Origin of the sequence: Streptosporangium sp. NPDC002544 (genome assembly GCF_040295965.1) — a bacterium.
In the GTDB taxonomy this organism is placed as follows: Bacteria; Actinomycetota; Actinomycetes; order Streptosporangiales; family Streptosporangiaceae; genus Streptosporangium.
The window spans coordinates 57,951-73,949 of the sequence record NZ_JBEOWJ010000039.1 but is presented as its reverse complement, the minus strand read 5'-3'; the positions used below and the strand labels follow the sequence as shown (position 1 = coordinate 73,949).

Genomic DNA, 15,999 nt, shown 5'->3' with positions numbered 1-15,999 from the left:
CCTCTGGGCTGACTACCTCAACAACCCACCCGCCGCACCGCTCAACCTGACCTACCCCCGCGCGGCCTTGAGCAGGACACCCAAGCGGAAGCCAGCTCAGCCCTCGTAGCGCCGCAATCGGGCAGCCAAATCGTCAACCCTTGCCCGCAGTTCCTCGTTCTCCGTCACGAGCAGCGCATCCCCACCCCACTGTCAAGATCTCCGCGCTCAACACCATGTCAGTCCGCCCGGCCCCAGATGCCCAGCATGTCCTTGCCCGGGCGGAAGCCGTGCGCCTCCGCCATGTGCGCCGCCTCCTTGAACCCTTGGGCCACAGCCGACGGCATGTGCGCGTCGCTCCCGAACGTCACCGCCTGCCCGCCCTCCTCGTGCCACCAGCGAAGGATGGTCGAGTGCAGCGGCAGGCGCGTGTTGATCTCCAGAGCTCTGCCCGACTCCCCCGTCACCCGCAGCGCATGCCGGAACTCCTCCTCGAACTCCAGCAGATCGAACGGCCCGGCCTGCTCCGTCGGCCAGTAACGGATCGGATAGTCGATGTGCGCCAGTACTGTGAACACCTCGCTCTGCTCGATCAGCCGGGGAATCTCCGCCAGGTAGTCACGCATGACCTCCGCCGCGGGTCGCCGCGCGAACTGCCCCGGAGGCTCGGTGAACCTGTCCCCGATCGGGAGGCAATGCAGCGACCCGATCAGCCGATCGAACGGCCCGGCCGCGAGCAGCTTCGCGATCTCCTCGGCATGCCAGTGTGGCTCCCCCAGTTCCATACCGCTAAGGATCTGCAACTCCGGGAAGCGCTCCCGGCACCTTTCGATCGCCTCCAGGTATCCGGCCGCGTCGAACCGCGGCGGAGTCAGCTCGCCATCCGGTGAGCACACGGTCGCCAGATGGTCATCCGGGTGCAGCACGTCGGGGTTGACCATCCACACGGTGTGATCGACGTGCTCCGTGAAGGCGATCGCGGGCAGGCCGAGCTCCACCGCCTTCTCGCAGGTGCGCTCCATCGAGCCCAGCGGCGCGTCCCAGGACCACTCGCTGTGCACGTGACTGTCCGCAGGCAACATCACGAATCTCACCTCTCGTCGATCGGAAGATCACCGCACAGCGTACTGAGCGGTCACGAGGGCGAGTTGACGGGCGGCGGCCGAGCGCCTCCACCTGTCCATCCCCGTGACCAGCCGGGCGCTCGGCCGGTTGCGGCGGGCGATGGGCGACCCGATCCTGGTGCGCGCCGGTCGTGAGATGGCGCCCACCCCGTTCGCGCTTCGGACCGCTCCCCGGGTCCGGTCGCTGCTCGAGGAGGCGTCAGCGCTGGCTTCGTGACACGATCCGCGACGCTTTCTGCTCCCCGTCCTGATGAGCAACATGCGCGACAGCCGTTTGCGTGCCAGACGCGTGCACGGATGGTTCGCCGGCAAAATCAGAGACACATGGCCCGCCGGTGACTGCGTTGGGGTCGCGGCAGCCAGGAGCGGCGCGGGCATGGCGGTCTGTTTTCAGATGCAGAACTCGGCGTTCAGGGCCTGGTTCATGGCTTGGTCGACAGCGGCATCGTCGGGGGCGGGCAAGGCGGTGGGCCACACAGTCGGCGACGCGGTGGGGCGCGCCGTCGGCAAGCGTATCCGCTGCCCGATCTGCCGATCGTCCAGGACGATGGCATCGCGGCGCGCTCGTGGCCCGGCAGGCCGGCCACGCGCAGAGGGCGGGACGGCCTGCCGGGCGGATGAGGTCAGGAGACGGGTTCGATCCACACGTTGCGGAAGCGGGGATTCTCGCCAGGGTCGCCGTGGTCCTGGAGGCGGATCCCGCCCGACGCCGCGCTCTCCGGGATGTTGTCGCCTGTGCCGCCGTCGATGGCCACGTCGTTGTGCACCACCACGCCGTTCCAGACGACCGTGACCCGCGCGTTGTCGACCTTCACTCCCGCGCTGGTGTAGCGGGCCGCGCGGAAGGTGATCTCGTAGGTCTGCCACGTTCCTGGGGCGGTGGCCATGTTGCGGTCGGGCGCGCGCTTGGAGTAGATCGCGCCCGCCTCGTTGGCGGCCGGTGTGGTGTCACCGTATGACTCGAGGACCTGAACCTCGTAGCGTTCCTGGAGGAAGACGCCGCTGTTGCCGCGCTGCTGCCCGGTCACGTCCGGCGGGTAGTCCGGCTCGTACCACTCGACGTGGAGCTTGAAGTCGCCGAACGTCTGCCGGGTACGGATGTCGCCACCGTAGGACTCCATGGAGCCGTTCGCGATCGGCCAGGTCGCCGACCCGCCGGCCCGTTTCTCCCACGCCGCCAGACTGGACCCGTCGAACAGCGTGATCCGCTGCGCCTTCGACACGGTGATGTGGTCGAGGCTGACCTGTCCCATATCGCCGGAGTCGTACCTGTAGTCGATCCTGTTCGAACCCCGCTTCAGGTTGAGCGCCTCCGTCTGGACGGCCCAGGCGTCCCAGCCGCCGGTGCCGGCCAGCCGCACCTGCCTGACCTTGTCGCCGTTGACGTACACGCTCACCGACGTGCCGGTGTTGGCCGCGTAGCGGAGCCCGACGTTGTGCATGCCGGGTGAGTCCGTCCGCACGGTGAACGACGTGCTCGCGCCCGCGGCCGTGTAGCCGTCGACGAAGCCCTTGCCGGTGTAGCCCTGATGGTTCGTGCTCACCTTCGCACCACCGCGCAGCAAGGCGTTCTCCGCCTCGAGTACCGGTCGCGCGGCCACGGTGATGGAGTCCAGGTTGACGTTGCCCGTGTCGCCGCTGTCGTACTTGTAGGCGATGGTGTTGGCGCCTGCCTTCAACGCGAGCGGTTCGACCCGGGTGGCCCACAGGTCCCACGTTTCCGTAGTGGGCAGCGGCACCTGCCTGACCTTGGTCCCGTTGACGTACACGCTCAGAGATTTGGTGCCGGGTGCGGGGTGCGGGCCGTTGGAGTAGCGCAGGCCCACGTGGTACGTGCCGGCCTCGGCTGCGCGTACGGCGAACTGCGTGGCCGCTCCCGCGGCCCAGTAGCCGTCGACGAAGCCGCTTCCCGAGTAGCTCAGATGGTCGGTGTTCAGCTTCGCACCGCCGCTGTGTGAGGCGCTCTCCGCCTCGTACGTGGTATCCGTCGTCGGGCCGTCGATCATCGAGTTAAGCGTGTACCAGGCCTCGGTGCTCCACAGCGGCTGCCCTGATGCCGAGCTGAACGGGCGCGGCGACCGCAGGTGCACCACGCGCCCCGGCTTGAGACCCGCGATCTTGAGCGTGACCTTCTTCCCGCCGGAGGTCGGCTTCGCGGAGGTGACGGTCAGCGGCTCCTCGTCCACCTTGGGGCCACCGTAGGTGGAGGCCGCGGCGTACCGCCACTGGGTGGCCTGATACTTGGCCGCCAGCGACGTGGCGGTCTCGGCCGACAGCGGCTGGGTGTACTCCAGCTCGAAGCCGCCCTCGATCGCGCGCATCTTCAGGATGTCGAAAGCCTTGTCGTCGCCGGGGGTCAGCTTCTGCAGTCCGTAGGTGAGCTTGCCCGTCTGGCCCCAGTTTCCGCCGGCGCCGAGACCTCCGGCGTAGATGGCACCGTCGGGCCCCAGGCTGATCCGGTTGACCCCTGCCTCGAGGCCCTGAGTGAAGCGGAAGACCGCGCCCTGGTACTCGCCGTTGACCTTCTCGAGGTAGCCGCGCTGGATTCCGCCGTAGGTGACGTCGCCGAACAACATCTGCCCCGCGAACCTGCCCCGCTTCATGACCAGCGGCGTGCTGGGGGAATTGGCGATCTCGTTGTGCGGCAGCCAGAGTACGGGCGCGCTCACCAGGTTGTCATCGAACGGGCCGTCAGGGTTGGTGTAGTGGTTGAAGAACCGGTCCTTCTTGATGTGCACCAGTTTCGAGGCGGGCAGCCAGCCGCCCTGGTTGTCCATGACGAACAGGTCACCCTCCGGACCCCAGCCGAGCCCGTTGGGCGTGCGCAGACCGCCGGCGATGTACTCGACCTCGCCGGTGGCCTTGTTGACCTTGATGGTCGTGCCCCTGTTCCGCGCCGGCTGCGGGTCGGTGGTGGCGCCGCCGTAGTTGATGGCGACGGAGAGGTTGATGTAGAAGTGGCCGCCACGGTAGAGCAGCCCGAACGCGAACTCGTGGAAATTGCCGCCGAACGGCCAGCTCGCCACGGTCCTGAGGTTGTCGGCGACCTCGTCGCCGTTGGTGTCGTTCAGCTCCACCAGCCGGGACTTCTCCGACACGTAGAGCTTGCCGTCCACGTACTTGATGCCCATGGGCTCCTGAAGCCCGCCGGCGATCTTCTTGGTGGTCACCTGCGCGGGTGAGGTCTTGCCTGTGACGTTGTCGAGCAGGTAGACCTCGCCGAGCTTGGTTTCCGAGCCACCCCACGTGGCGATCGCCAACCGGCCGTCGGGCAGCCAGTCCATCGCGGTCACCTGCGGCTGGAAACCGTTCGGTCGCAGGTCGGTGAGCGTGAAGTCAGGGTGTACCGACTCCAGCGGCAGCCCGTCGCCCGGAGAGTCGGCGCCGCTCTCGCACTCCTTGCGCCCGGGGGCGGTGACCCGCACCACGTCCGCGTCCGTGCTCAGCACCGAGTTCGGCACGAGGGTGAACGCCGAGGATCCGGGTGGTTTCCACTCCAGCTTGAGCCGCTGGCCGTACAGGTGCTCGAAGTGGTCGACGCGCAACGCGTGGTAGCCGGTGGTCAGGGTGATCGTGCCGTCCACGGCGATCGGCCCGTGCCGCCCGTCGTTGGTGATCACGACGGTGTCGTCGATGCGCAGCCGGGAGCCGTCGTCGCTGGTGAGCCGGAACTCGTACGTGCCTGCGGCGGCGATGGAGATGTTGCCGATGACCTCGGTGACGAACATGTCGGCCAGGCCGAAGTCGGCGTCGGAGGTCCAGTCGATCGTGGGCATCAGCTTGTCCACGTTGGGTGTCTGACCGGGCTTGAGCGTGCAGAGCTTGGACAGTTCGACTTGGACGTCGTAGGTACGCAGGGTGATGCCCGGCTCCTGCGGCGGCACCGCCGCGCGCGCCTGAGCGGGTACGACGAGCCACGAGAGTGCGGTGAGCAGTGAGACGGATAACAGGGGTAATTTCCGCATGGCCAGTCCCATCTCGGTGAGGGCGCCGCGTTCAGCGCGGCGTGGGGGTTGCGGCACCGCCGATATGGCCGATCGAACGGCGGATGCCGGGTCTCATTTGCTGTAACACGGAGGAAATAACGCTGCTCTGCGCCGTAATATAAAGCAAGATCTGCAACTTGCCCATACCCTTTTGCCTCAGGGCGACGAAAGTCGTGACTCATCACGGCAAAAGGGTGCGGCGCCACGGCACCGCCCGCAACGAGTGCAGGGCGACCGGGGATCTGCCAACGGCCTGCCGTGTCGGCGGCCGAATTGGGTGCGGCTCTTCTGGAGGGGCTGGAAGGTCCGGCGTGACCTGGGCTTTTGCAGATCCGCCCCCCGGCGTCCCGAAGCGTCGTCGTCATCGGGAAGAGCTGACCGGACATGACCGGGTGGGCTCCCGAACTGGGATGTTGCTGCTCTGGCGGCAGGTGCGGGTTGGTCGTTTCGGTGTTCATCACGTGATCCAGGGCAAGAAGGCGGGCGGTTCCAGAGCATGCGCCGCAGCAGGGAGGTGTTGCGGGCATGCCGCCTGGCCAGGCCGCTGATCGGCTCGGCGAAGGTCCGTACCTGGCAGGTCGGGTTGCCGCACTTCAAGCGGCGTACGGTCAGGCTGATGAGGACCTGGCGGCCGGCGGCCGCCAGGTCCTCATCAGCCGCCGGTAATGCCCGTGCAGCCGGATCGACGGCACCCGGCACCCTGGACAGGGGATGGGCGCTCCGCCGGTCCGTGCCCGGATCAGCACATGGCCGCCGCGGTCGACGAGCTCTTCCGGTTGCGTCCACGGAGGTGGTGTATGAGTTTCCCCAGCTAGATGGCATGGCGCCGTAAAACGAGGACGGCCATCGCGTGATCCTTCAGGTTGCGAAACCAAGATCGAAGGAGAAGAAAGCGATGGCCGTACCCGACAGTGTGGACCCCGCCGCATGGCCGGCGGAGCAGATCCGGCAGGGCGATCCGGATCTGTTGCGATCAATGACGCGGGAGGGCGAGCGCCGACGACCTTCAGCCGCCCGTCGGCAGAAGGTCGAGGGTATGGGTGAGGGCGGCGCGGCTCTGTTTTCGGAAGTGCCGAGCTGGGCTTTCACCCTTGCGTTGTGCGTGTTCTCCGAAGATGACTGACTGCTGGCGGGATATTCGGGTGCGGAGGGTCGGTGGGGTGGTGTGTGATCGAGGGATGGCGATCGAGGTGGGTAGGCCGGGGGTCGACGGGCTCGGTGACGTGGTGCGGGTGTTGGGGAAGTGGCAGTACGACGGAGGGCTCGTGCAGTTGCATCCAGGGGATGTGGGGTGGTTCTGGCGGTTGGGTGCGGAGCGGACGGCGGAGGCTACGCGGACCTGGAGTCGGGCTGGGGAGGTTCTGGCGGTCGGGCTGCTGGATGGTGCGGAGTTGCTGCGGTTGGCGTTCGCGCCGGAGGCGTTGCGGGATGAGGAGTTGGCGCAGCAGGTGGTCGAGGACGTGTCGGCGCCTGAGCGTGGTGTGCTGCTCGAGGGCAAGGTGTACGTCGAGGCGCCGATGGGTGCGCTGGTCCAGGACCTGTTGTTCAAGGACGGCTGGGAGAGTGGCGAGCCGTGGACGCTACTTCGGCGTGACCTCGGCGCGCCTGTGCCGGATCCCGGCGTTCGCGTCGAGGTGATCGGGCCGGAACAGGCGCACGAGTGGGCCGCGGTCCTGCGGGCGTCGTTCGACGGGTCGACGTTCACCGACGAGCGCTGGCACGCGATGGCGGCAGGTGCGCCGTATGTCGACGCGCGGTGCCTGGTCGTTCGCAATGAGCAGGGCGAGGCGGTGGCGGCCGTGACGGTGTGGTCGGCGGGTGAAGGCAAGCTAGGGCTGATCGAGCCGATGGGGGTGCACCGGGCACACCGCGGTCACGGTTACGGCCGAGCGATCACGGTCGCCGCGGCGCGCGCACTCCAGGAGTTGGGTTCGTCCAGCGTGGTCGTGTGCTGCCCGAGCTCCAACGTCGGCGCCGTCGCCACCTACCAGTCGGCCGGTCTCGAGCAGTTGCCCGAGAGACGGGACCTGTACCGCAACGCTTCCTGAGGTTTTCGGTGTGGGGCCGGGGTGTGGCCAGTGATCGCGAGGTTGGTCTCCGGGGTTGGGGTGTCGATAACGAAGCTGTCATGAAGTACACGCGATGGCGTCCGGCCAGGTCAGCGGCTTGCGCTTAGGGGTCCCGGTAGTACCGGCGAAATTTTCAACGGACATGCAGGTCAGAGCTCCCTTAAGAACCTTCGGGCACAGCGTGGAAGGGGGCCGCTGACCTGCATATCCGTTGTTTCCTGCGTCGTTACTACTGGAACCCCCATTAGCAGTCCGGGTACGACCTCGCCGCGCCGTGTCCGTCCACCCAGTATTCGGCGGCGCCGGACCGTGAGGCCCGGCGCCGCCGCGGGTGGCCAGATCAGTCGCGCGCGGAGCCGCCCGTGGCCGATGTGTTCAGCTGCGCGCTCGTCCGGCCGGTGAGCTCCTCGAGGGAGACGCTGTGCCGCGACCCGTCCTGGAGGATTGCCGTGACGCTCTTGACGCCGCCACGAGGTGAGGCGTTCTCGCGCTCCTCCGTCGTCGGCGCGTCCGGCCACCAGGCTGCGAAGTAGCCGCCGGTGACGGTCGCGGTCACGCTGCCTTTCGCCTCCGTGGAGAGCTCCAGACCCACCACGCCGGCACCGACCCTGCCGGTCACGATACGCACGCTCTCCTCACTCGTGCTCATGACCGCGCCGAGGGCGGCCCGCGCCGCCCCCGCGGGAACCGGCGAAAGCGGTTGTGCGTCGGGCCCCGGCGTGCTGCCCTGCGAGCCGACGAGGTCGCCATCGCGGAGCAGGCAGGTGATCTCGGCCAGATGGCTGCTGTCGTCGTTGACGTAGACGAGCGTCCATGGCCCCCGGCCCTCGGTCACCACGGGCCGGAAGCCGAGCTCACGCCCGGTTGTGCGCTTGGCGGTGTCCCGGGCACTGTCGAGGCACTTCTCCTGGGCGTCGGCGGCCCGGTCACCGCTCACCGTGTGTGGCGTCGCGGTCCACGCTGCCATCGCCGAGCCACCGCCGAACACGCCGGGCAGCAGCAGCGCTGCCGCGATGCCGACGGCCACCCCTCCGCCGGCAGCGGTGAGACGCCCGGCGGTGAGCAGGCGAGGGCTGCTGGTCGTCGGTGCGGGCGTCTCCATCGGGTCGGTGGCCATCACGCGGGCCAGCAGGACCCGAGCCTTGGGGTCGGTGCTGGTGTCCAGGTCGGCGGGGGTGACGGCCGGGTCGAGGTCGCGCAGGGCGTGGTCGAGGGGGTCGTTCATCGCATGCTCCGGGAGTTCACGGTGGCGGTTGCCACGGGCTGGGTTGTAGTGGCGGGGACCGCGTCGGCGTGGTGGCGCAGGGCACGCCGGGCACGGGTGAGCCGAAGCCGGAACGCGACGGGGGAAATGCCGAGCACCCGCGCGGCCTGTGGGGCTGTGAGGCCGTCCCACACGGCCAAGGCGAGCGTCTCCTGGTGGCGCGGGCTGAGCCGCCGCCACGCCCGGACGAGGTCGAGCCGGCGTGCCACCAGCTCGGGGTCCAGCCCGGCCGCCGCGGCGCCGGTCAGCTGGCTGTCGGCGATGCGAACGGTAAGTGCCTGCCGCCGCTGGTCGGCCCGCAGCCCGTTGCGCAGAGTGCGGTGCGCCACGCCGAACAGCCAGGCCCGAGCCTCGTCCGCCGCCAGCGGCACGTCGTCCAGGCGCCGCCAGGCGACGAGGAACACGTCGGCGACCACGTCCTCGGCATGGGAGGGATGGACACGACGCTCGATGAACCGCAGCAACGTGGCATACGTCTGCTCGTAGAGGCGGGCGAAGCGCTGGGTGCGCGGCGGCCCGGTGTCGGTGACGTTCATGCCTAGGTCATGTCCGGCAAGTCCACAGGTGTGTCGCGAACCGTCACGACGAGGCGTCGACCGGCCTTTGGGGGGCCAGTAGTAACGACGCAGGAAACAACGGATATGCAGGTCAGCGGCCCATCTTCCACGCTGCGCCTGAAGGTCCCTAAAGGAGCTCTGACCTGCATATTCGTTGAAAATTCCGTCGATACTACCAAAACCTCATAAGGGGTCGATCGCAGGATGAGGGTTCAGGCCGCCCAGTACGGATGCGCCGCATCCGACCTCGTTGCGAGGCGGCGGGCCCGGGCACCTTGTGACTGCTCTGAGATCTTGGACTGCGACGATCTCGGCGGTCCCGTCACCGTAGGGCAAGAGCAGCAGGAGAACCCCCCGATGAGATGGCCTATCGCCGCATTCGCCGCCGTCCTGGCATCCGCCCTGGTCGCCGGGTTCGGTGACGGTGCGAGCGCCCAGAGCGCTCCGGCGGACCCGGTGCGGGCGCTCAAGAAGCAGATGGCGGCACATGGCGGAGTGCGCTTCTCCCAGGTCGCGGTCGACACGACCGAGGATCGAAGCGATGTTCCCTCCTGGATGACCAAACGCAAGAGCAAGATCACCTTCCGTAGCAAGGGGGCCGTCCAGTTCGGGGGCGGGAAGGTCACGGCCAGCGACGTGACGAGCCGAAACAGCCTTATCGGGTCAGATGAGAGCGTGCGGTTGGTCACCTTCACAGGCCGCAGCTATATGTCGGGATGGCCGGTGCAGCCGCTGCCCGCGGGCAAGGAGTGGGTCCTGCTCGACGACGACACGACCAGGCCGGAGATGGACAGCGGGCGGATCAGGCTCGCCGATCCCGCCACGTTGCGGGCCGTGCTCGCCACCACCACGGCCAAACGGCCCGCGGGCCGCTACGACGACACCCGCACCACCCTGTACGAGGGAAAGATCACCTTCGGCGAGCTGAGCAAGGCCTACCCCGGATTCCGTCTCCTCACCGACGGAAAGCCAACCGCGAAGGACCTCAGGATCGAGGTCTCCTGGCGGCTGTGGATCGGTGAGGACCAGCTCGTCCGCAGGGCGTGGAGCTCGTGGAGCGAACCCCTCCTCAAGAAGATCGACCTCTACGTCTCCAGCGTCACCGATGTCCGCCTGACCGGCTGGGGCACCGCACCTGGCGTCCATGCCCCCTCCGGCGACCAGGTAGTGAAAGCCGATGGCCCCGTACCCGACTTCACCATCCGCACCCTCCAGCAGATGAGTGAGGACCTCGGCTCCCAGAACCACCCCGCCTCCTACTGAACACCCGGCCCACTGCCCAGCTGTTACGCGCAGGCGCGCGAGAAAGCCGGGACGAGGACCCTCTCGCCTTTGACAGCGGAAACCGGCCAAGGCCTTGATTACCAGTCGTTACCGGCGCGGTGCTGGTTGACGTCATCGGCCTGCCTGCACGTCTGTTTGAGGGTGGGGCGGCGTCTTTAAGGCAGGACGGTGCCGGGTTCGGCGGGGGTGATCCGCTGTCCGCGCGGTGGAGGCCGGCACGCGACGAAACCCGACCGTGGCCGGGAGGGGCCGCGCGGCGTGCGAGCCCGGCCCCGCCCCCGGCCCGAGTGTGGCCGACGCTTGCCGCCGGTCAAGTCCGCTCCCTCGCTGGCGCTCGGTCGGCGGACTGGACAGTCGGCTGCGCGTCGGCCGGACAGGCCGCGGGGAGCGAGGCCGGGAACGGCGGGGAGGGAAGATCGGCTCCGTTGTGTCGAGGGGGCCTCGCGTGCTCGGGGCCGCTTTCTACAGCAGCAGCAAGATGGGGATCAGACGTCTGCGCGCCGTCTGGGGCTTTCGCCCGCAGTGATCACCTGCCTACCGTCGTAGGTGATCTGTCCCCGCCCGGGGGCGGGGTCGCTGCGCTGGAGGGAGAGTCCGGTGGTCGACGTCAAGGAAGCATCGCCCCCCGAACCCGGGCCCCGGCCGCGCTCGGGTGGGCGTCGTCGCCGGGTGGCCGGCGGGCGCGGGAACCGGCACACCGTGCGGTTCACCGATGCCGGGCAACACCGGGTGGAGGGGGCCGCCGCGGCGGCCGGGATGAGCGTGCCGAATCTGCTCGCCGAGACGATGCCGGCCTCCCTGGCCCAGGGAGACCGGTTGATGACGGTGGCCGAGTGCCAGGCCCTGGCCCGGGAGATCACAGCCGCGCAGCGGGTGCTGCGCGCGATCGGCAACAACGTCAACCAGCTGGCGGCCAAGGCCAACACCGGCCAGGCCCCGGCGGCCGCCGAAGTCGGGGCGACCATGCACGCCGTGCGCCGGGCCACCCACCGGATCGACCTCGCCTTGGCCCAGCTGATCCCCGAGCGCCCCGAAGACGAGGACGAGGATCAGGGCGGGGACGGGCGGTGATCAACAAGATCGCCGTCAAGCACGGCCACGACATCGGCGGCCTGATGCGCTACCTGTTCGGGCCGGGCCGCGCCAACGAGCACCGCGACCAGCGGGTCATCGCCGCCGACGAGATCCTGGACGTCGCCGACGGCACCCGCCTGGACGCCCCGCACCACTGGGAGCGCGTCCTGGAGCTGAGGCACGCCCTGAACGACCATCGGGTGATCGCCAGGATGGCGCCCGAGCAGGGCTGGGTGTGGCACTGCGCCATCTCGCTGCCCGCCGAGGAGACCCTGTCGGATGAGCAGTGGGCGATCGTCGCCCGCGCCGCCGTGGCCCGGCTGGGCTTCGACGACTCCACCGGAAAAGCGCCGTGCCGGTGGATCGCCGTCCACCACGGCCCCTCAGCCGGTGGCAACGACCATATCCACCTGGCGGTCAACCTGATGCGCGAGGACTGCAGCCTCGCCGCGCCCGGCCGGGACCGGATGGCCATGTCGGCCTTGTGCGCCCAGATGAAGAGCCGCTTCGGTCTGCACGTGGTCGAGGGCCGCCCCGGGCGTGGCCGCCCGCCCTCCTACTGCTCGAAGTCCTGCCGCAACCGCGCCTGGGAGGTGCGCAGCGCTGAGGCCCGGCTGCAGCGTGACATCGCCGCCGGCGTCGTGCGGACCGGGCCGGTGCGCGAGGTGGTCCGCGAGACCGTCGTGGAGACCCGCTTCGTCCCCGCGCCCAGTGAACCCGGTGAGCCGGGCGCGACGTCGGCCGTCCCGGCGACGGCGCAGCAGTGGCTGGCGCAGCTGGCCGAGCTCGCCGCCCAGCTGCGCGAGGGCGAGCTGGGCCGCCAGCACTGGCACCACGCCAAGCTCTACAACGCGATGCTCGATGCCTTGGTCGATCTCGGGGCGGCCTACCCAGGTGGCCTGGACTACCTGGAGCGCGACGCCGCCCGGCGCAAGCGCAGACGCTGAGACCGCGGCCCGTCGCACCGACCGGCGCTTGTATTACGTCCCGGACGTATTGGTTCGGCGTTCCTGGTCACGGCAGCAAGATAGGCGATCAGGGCACCTGATCGCGGTCCGGTCCCTCCGGGGCGCTGCGCTGAGCCGACGACGACCGTCGGCGAGCAGGCCAGTTTCCGGACTTTCTGGACCCCCTACGCGCGGGCGCGCGAGGTCTGTGGAATTCGCTCACAGAAGTCTGGTTCTATGATCCCCTCCGGCGGGCGGATCGGCCGGCCTTCGGGGAGGATCGGACCGGATTTTGGCGGTAGGGCTGAAGCGGTGATGATCTACTGGGTCAGCGGGTCGGCCACAACCGCACCGTGTCGTCGAGGCTGCCGGTGGCGAGGAGCTTGCCGTCCGGGCTGAAGACCACCGAGGAGACAGCGTCGGTGTGGCCGGTGAGGGTGGCAATGGTTTTGCGGCCGGCCACGTCCCACAACTTCACGCTGGTGTCGGCGCTGCCGGTGGCGAGGGTTTTGCCGTCCGGGCTGAAGACCACCGAGTAGACCCAATAGGTGTGGCCGGTGAGGGTAGCGCTCGGTGTGGGTTTGGTGGCGTTTGGTGTGGGGTCGGGGGTGCAGGCGACCGTGGTCGGTACGCCGATGGCGGCCAAGGCGCCGAGCCCACCCAGGAGCAGGGTGCGGCGAGATAGTGATCGGCGCTGCCGCGGAGAGATCGTATTCACACCCCTAGGTGTAGAAGATCAGGCTTGAGGTTGACTTAAAGGTGTCTGCATCACCTTCTGCCCGCCCGGGCCGAGCGGCTCGCCGGTGGCGAACGGCTCCGGGGCGCGGCCGCGCCGGGCGGGCCCGGCATCACTACCGGGGACCCTGATGCGCGCCCCGGAAAACCCGGTCCTACCGATCAGTAACTTGTGGGAAGTAGCATTCCCGTGAGTTGATTCGCGTCCTTGTGAAAGGGGCATTTCACCCTGCCGCAGCCCCTTCGGCCGCTGCGGTCTCTCCCTTCACCGGCGGGACCATATCGGAGACTGAAGGGAGTGACATGCTTGGCGCCGACCGCCGATGCTCCGGCAAGCCAATTACGCCGTCGAGGTCTGCGCCGTCGAAGCGTGTGCCCTCGAGGTTCGCACCGGTGAGGTCTGCGCAGTGGAGGATCACGTTGGTGAGGTTCGCGCCGGTGAGGTCCGCGCTGCCGAGGCGATCCGCCTGCGGTAGGCCCTGGCCGCGAGCGCTGAGGTGGTCGAGGCACTCGGCCGGTCGAAGGGCCTGCGGTAGGCCCCGCGCACCCGCGCGGGCCAGCTCGACCTGCGCCTCGGCGTAGAGCTGCGGCCGCTGGCGGGCCTCACCCGCGGCTTCTACGACTGCTGGACAGCCGGCACCGTATGCCTTGGCTATTCCGCTGCGTGGGCGAGGACGAAGTGACGGAAGTTCTCCACTGCCGGTGGGCGGGTGCGATCCGCGACCCATACCAGGCCGATCCTTCGTCGTGCGCCCGCGATCTCGCGTTCGGCGACCCCCGCTACCGCGTCGCCCGGTGGGACCACCGCCACGCCCAGCCCGGCCGCGACCAGGCCACGCAGCGTGCTTGTCTCTTCTCCCTCGAAGGCGATCTTCGGGCGGATGCCTGCCTCGCGGAACAGGTTCTCGATGATCGAGCGCAAGCCGTACCCGTGCCTCAGGACGATGAACGGCTCGTCCGCCACCTCCGTCAGGCTCACTTCCCCCTGCTCCCTCGCTCCCGTGACCGCCAGGCGGTGACCGGCCGGAACGGCCAGTCTCAGCCGTTCCGTCGTCAGCAGATGCCACGCCAGGCCCTCCGGGCGAGGGCTGGTGATCGCCATATCCGCGTGCCCCTGGACGACTTGCTCCTCGATGCGCTCGGCGCTGCCCTGCATCAGCCGGAAGTCCACCCAGGGGTGCTCGGCCCGGTACGCGCGGAGCAGTTCCGGCACCAGCACGGTGCCCTGCGTGTGTAGGAAGGCCAGGCCAACCTCGCCGTGCTCGGGATCGGCGGCCTGGGCGAGCGCTTGCCGGGCCGCGTCTTCGGTGGCGACCAGGTGCTCGGCGTGCTCACGGAAGATCGCGCCGTACGCGTTGAGCCGGAGCGTACGGCCCTCGCGGTCGAATAGAGGCGCGCGCAGGTCACGTTCGAGCCGGGCGATGGCGCGGGAAAGCCCCGGCTGGGAGATCCGCAGCTCCTCGGCCGCCCGCGTGACGTTGCCGGTCTCCGCGACGCGGAGGAACCAGCGCACTGTAACCAGATCCATGCGTAGCAAGCATAGTTCTTACAAATAACACTCATTGGACGTATCAGCGCACCATGTCGCATTGTGGAGAGGACATGGTTTCCTCACTGGTATCCACGCTCTCACCGGAAGAACGGCACCGTCGCGACTCCCCCGGGCTGCGCCGGGTCAACCTGGCCCTGTTCGTCGCCGGGCTGACCACCTTCATCTCGCTCTACAGCGCCCAGGCGTTGCTGCCTGTACTCTCCCGGGCCTTCCACGTCTCGCCGGCCGGCTCCAGCCTGCTCGTTTCCCTGGCCACCGGGACGCTCGCCCTCGCGGTGATCCCGGTCAGCGCGCTGTCGGAGCGGTTCGGCCGTACGCAGGTCATGCTGATCTCCTCAGCGATCGCGGTGCCACTCGGCCTGCTGATCCCGCTCTGCCCGTCGTTCCCGGAACTGGCGGCGGTGCGCGCCCTGCAGGGGATCGCCCTCGCCGGCGTTCCCGCGGTCGCGATGGCCTATCTTGCCGAGGAAGTCCACCCGGAGGCGTTCGGCGGCGCCATGGGCCGATACATCGCCGGCAACACGATCGGCGGGCTGGCCGGACGGCTGCTGCCCGGCTTCGTCACCGACCTGGCAGGCTGGCGCTGGGGACTCGCCGTGACGGCGCTCGCCTCGGCGCTGCTCACAGTGGCGTTCTGGGCCCTGCTGCCGCGCTCGCGGTTCTTCACGTCCTCGCGGCCGGGCCTCGGCGGGCTGCTGCGCCATCTGCGCGACCCGGGCATGCGCCGCCTGTACGTAGTCGGCCTCGTCCTGATGGCCACCTTTGTCACCGTCTACAACTACCTCGGGTACCGCCTGATCGCGGCACCGTTCGGTCTGCCGCAGGCAGTCGTGGCGCTGCTGTTCATCATGTACCTCGCCGGCACATTCAGCTCGCCCACGGCAGGCTCGCTCGCCGACCGGATCGGCCGCCGGCCGGTGCTCCTAGGCGCCTGCCTGGTCACCGCGGGCGGCCTGCTGCTGACGCTGCCCGATTCGCTGCCGGCCGTGGCCGCCGGACTCCTGATCATGACCACCGGCTTCTTCGCCGCGCACTCGGTCGCCAGCGGCTGGGTGGGACGGCGCGCAGCCACCGCGAGGGCCCACGCGTCCGGGCTCTACCTGTTCTTCTACTACCTCGGCAGCAGCGTCGGCGGATCGGCGGGCGGCCTGGCCTACGAGCACGGACGCTGGCCGTCGACGGTCGCGTACGGTCTGGTCCTGCTCGCAGTCGCCTTCGCGGCGGCGCTCGGGGTGCGCGTTTCCGCGGGAGAGAAGCGCACCGCCCCCTCCCCGAGCCCCGACAGTCAGTGATGGATGCAAAACCGCTCACTTCGTCGACCACCTCGCCATCGGCCCGGCCGATGTCTACGTCATCGACTCCAAGAACTGAAACCGCGGCCGTCGCGTCACCCGGCGCGGCCGGTACGTTCACGTTGGAACCACCTGG

At 69.0% G+C, this 15,999-nt stretch carries 14 protein-coding genes and 1 pseudogene; 7 read left to right on the top strand and 8 right to left on the bottom strand.

Annotated features, from left to right (window positions below):
• Nucleotides 1-218: 218 nt before the first annotated feature.
• Entirely contained in the window at nucleotides 219-1,061 is an 843-nt protein-coding gene (locus tag ABT061_RS40665; RefSeq protein ID WP_350928342.1) for a histidinol-phosphatase HisJ family protein, read from the bottom strand.
• 85 nt (nucleotides 1,062-1,146) lie between these two features.
• On the opposite strand from ABT061_RS40665, the pseudogene ABT061_RS40660 reads away from it, so the two are divergent.
• A pseudogene (locus ABT061_RS40660) lies at nucleotides 1,147-1,320 on the top strand (LysR family transcriptional regulator); the annotation flags it as partial.
• 406 nt (nucleotides 1,321-1,726) lie between these two features.
• On the opposite strand, the gene ABT061_RS40655 reads toward ABT061_RS40660, so the two are convergent.
• Entirely contained in the window at nucleotides 1,727-5,068 is a 3,342-nt protein-coding gene (locus ABT061_RS40655; RefSeq protein ID WP_350928289.1) for a 3-keto-alpha-glucoside-1,2-lyase-like domain-containing protein, read from the bottom strand.
• A 31-nt stretch (nucleotides 5,069-5,099) separates the two neighbouring features.
• On the bottom strand, nucleotides 5,100-5,234 hold the full coding sequence (locus tag ABT061_RS40650) for a hypothetical protein (RefSeq protein ID WP_350928287.1): 135 nt from the start codon (nucleotides 5,232-5,234) through the stop codon (nucleotides 5,100-5,102).
• Between the two features lie 705 nt (nucleotides 5,235-5,939).
• On the opposite strand from ABT061_RS40650, the gene ABT061_RS40645 reads away from it, so the two are divergent.
• Both ABT061_RS40645 and ABT061_RS40640 read left to right on the top strand, forming a co-directional pair.
• Nucleotides 5,940-6,212 (top strand): hypothetical protein, encoded by a 273-nt coding sequence (locus ABT061_RS40645; protein WP_350928285.1) that lies wholly within the window; start codon nucleotides 5,940-5,942, stop codon nucleotides 6,210-6,212.
• Nucleotides 6,213-6,267: 55 nt separating this feature from the next.
• On the top strand, nucleotides 6,268-7,137 hold the full coding sequence (locus ABT061_RS40640; RefSeq protein ID WP_350928283.1) for a GNAT family N-acetyltransferase: 870 nt from the start codon (nucleotides 6,268-6,270) through the stop codon (nucleotides 7,135-7,137).
• Nucleotides 7,138-7,498: 361 nt separating this feature from the next.
• Here the strand turns inward: ABT061_RS40640 and ABT061_RS40635 are convergent, their stop codons facing one another.
• Entirely contained in the window at nucleotides 7,499-8,383 is an 885-nt protein-coding gene (locus ABT061_RS40635) for a hypothetical protein (protein ID WP_350928281.1), read from the bottom strand.
• Nucleotides 8,380-8,958 carry an RNA polymerase sigma factor gene (locus ABT061_RS40630; RefSeq protein WP_350928279.1) on the bottom strand — a complete coding sequence of 193 codons (579 nt, stop codon included), beginning with the start codon at nucleotides 8,956-8,958 and terminating at the stop codon, nucleotides 8,380-8,382. Before ABT061_RS40630 ends, ABT061_RS40635 begins: the two co-directional genes overlap by 4 nt.
• A 378-nt stretch (nucleotides 8,959-9,336) precedes the next feature.
• Between ABT061_RS40630 and ABT061_RS40625 the strand changes: the two genes are divergently transcribed.
• From ABT061_RS40625 to ABT061_RS40615, 3 genes are all read left to right on the top strand, one after another.
• Nucleotides 9,337-10,242, top strand: a complete 906-nt coding sequence (locus ABT061_RS40625) for a hypothetical protein (RefSeq protein ID WP_350928277.1) — start codon at nucleotides 9,337-9,339, stop codon at nucleotides 10,240-10,242.
• Nucleotides 10,243-10,860: 618 nt separating this feature from the next.
• Nucleotides 10,861-11,334, top strand: a complete 474-nt coding sequence (mobC, locus tag ABT061_RS40620) for a plasmid mobilization relaxosome protein MobC (RefSeq protein ID WP_350928275.1) — start codon at nucleotides 10,861-10,863, stop codon at nucleotides 11,332-11,334.
• Nucleotides 11,331-12,284 (top strand): relaxase/mobilization nuclease domain-containing protein, encoded by a 954-nt coding sequence (locus tag ABT061_RS40615; RefSeq protein WP_350928273.1) that lies wholly within the window; start codon nucleotides 11,331-11,333, stop codon nucleotides 12,282-12,284. Before mobC ends, ABT061_RS40615 begins: the two co-directional genes overlap by 4 nt.
• 328 nt (nucleotides 12,285-12,612) lie before the next feature.
• Here the strand turns inward: ABT061_RS40615 and ABT061_RS40610 are convergent, their stop codons facing one another.
• The 3 genes from ABT061_RS40610 to ABT061_RS40600 all read right to left on the bottom strand — a co-directional run bounded on the left by ABT061_RS40610 (nucleotide 12,613) and on the right by ABT061_RS40600 (nucleotide 14,547).
• A complete protein-coding gene (locus ABT061_RS40610; RefSeq protein ID WP_350928271.1) occupies nucleotides 12,613-13,002 on the bottom strand; it encodes a WD40 repeat domain-containing protein in 390 nt (129 codons plus the stop codon).
• A gap of 241 nt (nucleotides 13,003-13,243) precedes the next feature.
• Nucleotides 13,244-13,747, bottom strand: a complete 504-nt coding sequence (locus ABT061_RS40605; RefSeq protein ID WP_350928269.1) for a pentapeptide repeat-containing protein — start codon at nucleotides 13,745-13,747, stop codon at nucleotides 13,244-13,246.
• Nucleotides 13,672-14,547: a LysR family transcriptional regulator gene (locus ABT061_RS40600; protein ID WP_350928267.1), complete on the bottom strand. Its 876-nt coding sequence runs from the start codon at nucleotides 14,545-14,547 to the stop codon at nucleotides 13,672-13,674. The genes ABT061_RS40605 and ABT061_RS40600 overlap by 76 nt, the downstream gene beginning before the upstream one ends.
• 74 nt (nucleotides 14,548-14,621) lie before the next feature.
• On the opposite strand from ABT061_RS40600, the gene ABT061_RS40595 reads away from it, so the two are divergent.
• Nucleotides 14,622-15,863: an MFS transporter gene (locus ABT061_RS40595; protein WP_350928265.1), complete on the top strand. Its 1,242-nt coding sequence runs from the start codon at nucleotides 14,622-14,624 to the stop codon at nucleotides 15,861-15,863.
• Nucleotides 15,864-15,999 lie beyond the last annotated feature (136 nt).

Coding starts and splice junctions, on each gene's coding strand:
- ABT061_RS40630 (WP_350928279.1), bottom strand. CDS start 8,958: ATGAACGTCACCGACACCGGGCCGCCGCGCACCCAGCGCTTCGCCCGC.
- ABT061_RS40600 (WP_350928267.1), bottom strand. CDS start 14,547: ATGGATCTGGTTACAGTGCGCTGGTTCCTCCGCGTCGCGGAGACCGGC.
- ABT061_RS40605 (WP_350928269.1), bottom strand. CDS start 13,747: ATGGGTCGCGGATCGCACCCGCCCACCGGCAGTGGAGAACTTCCGTCA.
- ABT061_RS40650 (WP_350928287.1), bottom strand. CDS start 5,234: ATGGGCAAGTTGCAGATCTTGCTTTATATTACGGCGCAGAGCAGCGTT.
- ABT061_RS40635 (WP_350928281.1), bottom strand. CDS start 8,383: ATGAACGACCCCCTCGACCACGCCCTGCGCGACCTCGACCCGGCCGTC.
- ABT061_RS40665 (WP_350928342.1), bottom strand. CDS start 1,061: ATGTTGCCTGCGGACAGTCACGTGCACAGCGAGTGGTCCTGGGACGCG.
- ABT061_RS40595 (WP_350928265.1), top strand. CDS start 14,622: ATGGTTTCCTCACTGGTATCCACGCTCTCACCGGAAGAACGGCACCGT.
- ABT061_RS40640 (WP_350928283.1), top strand. CDS start 6,268: ATGGCGATCGAGGTGGGTAGGCCGGGGGTCGACGGGCTCGGTGACGTG.
- ABT061_RS40625 (WP_350928277.1), top strand. CDS start 9,337: ATGAGATGGCCTATCGCCGCATTCGCCGCCGTCCTGGCATCCGCCCTG.
- ABT061_RS40655 (WP_350928289.1), bottom strand. CDS start 5,068: ATGCGGAAATTACCCCTGTTATCCGTCTCACTGCTCACCGCACTCTCG.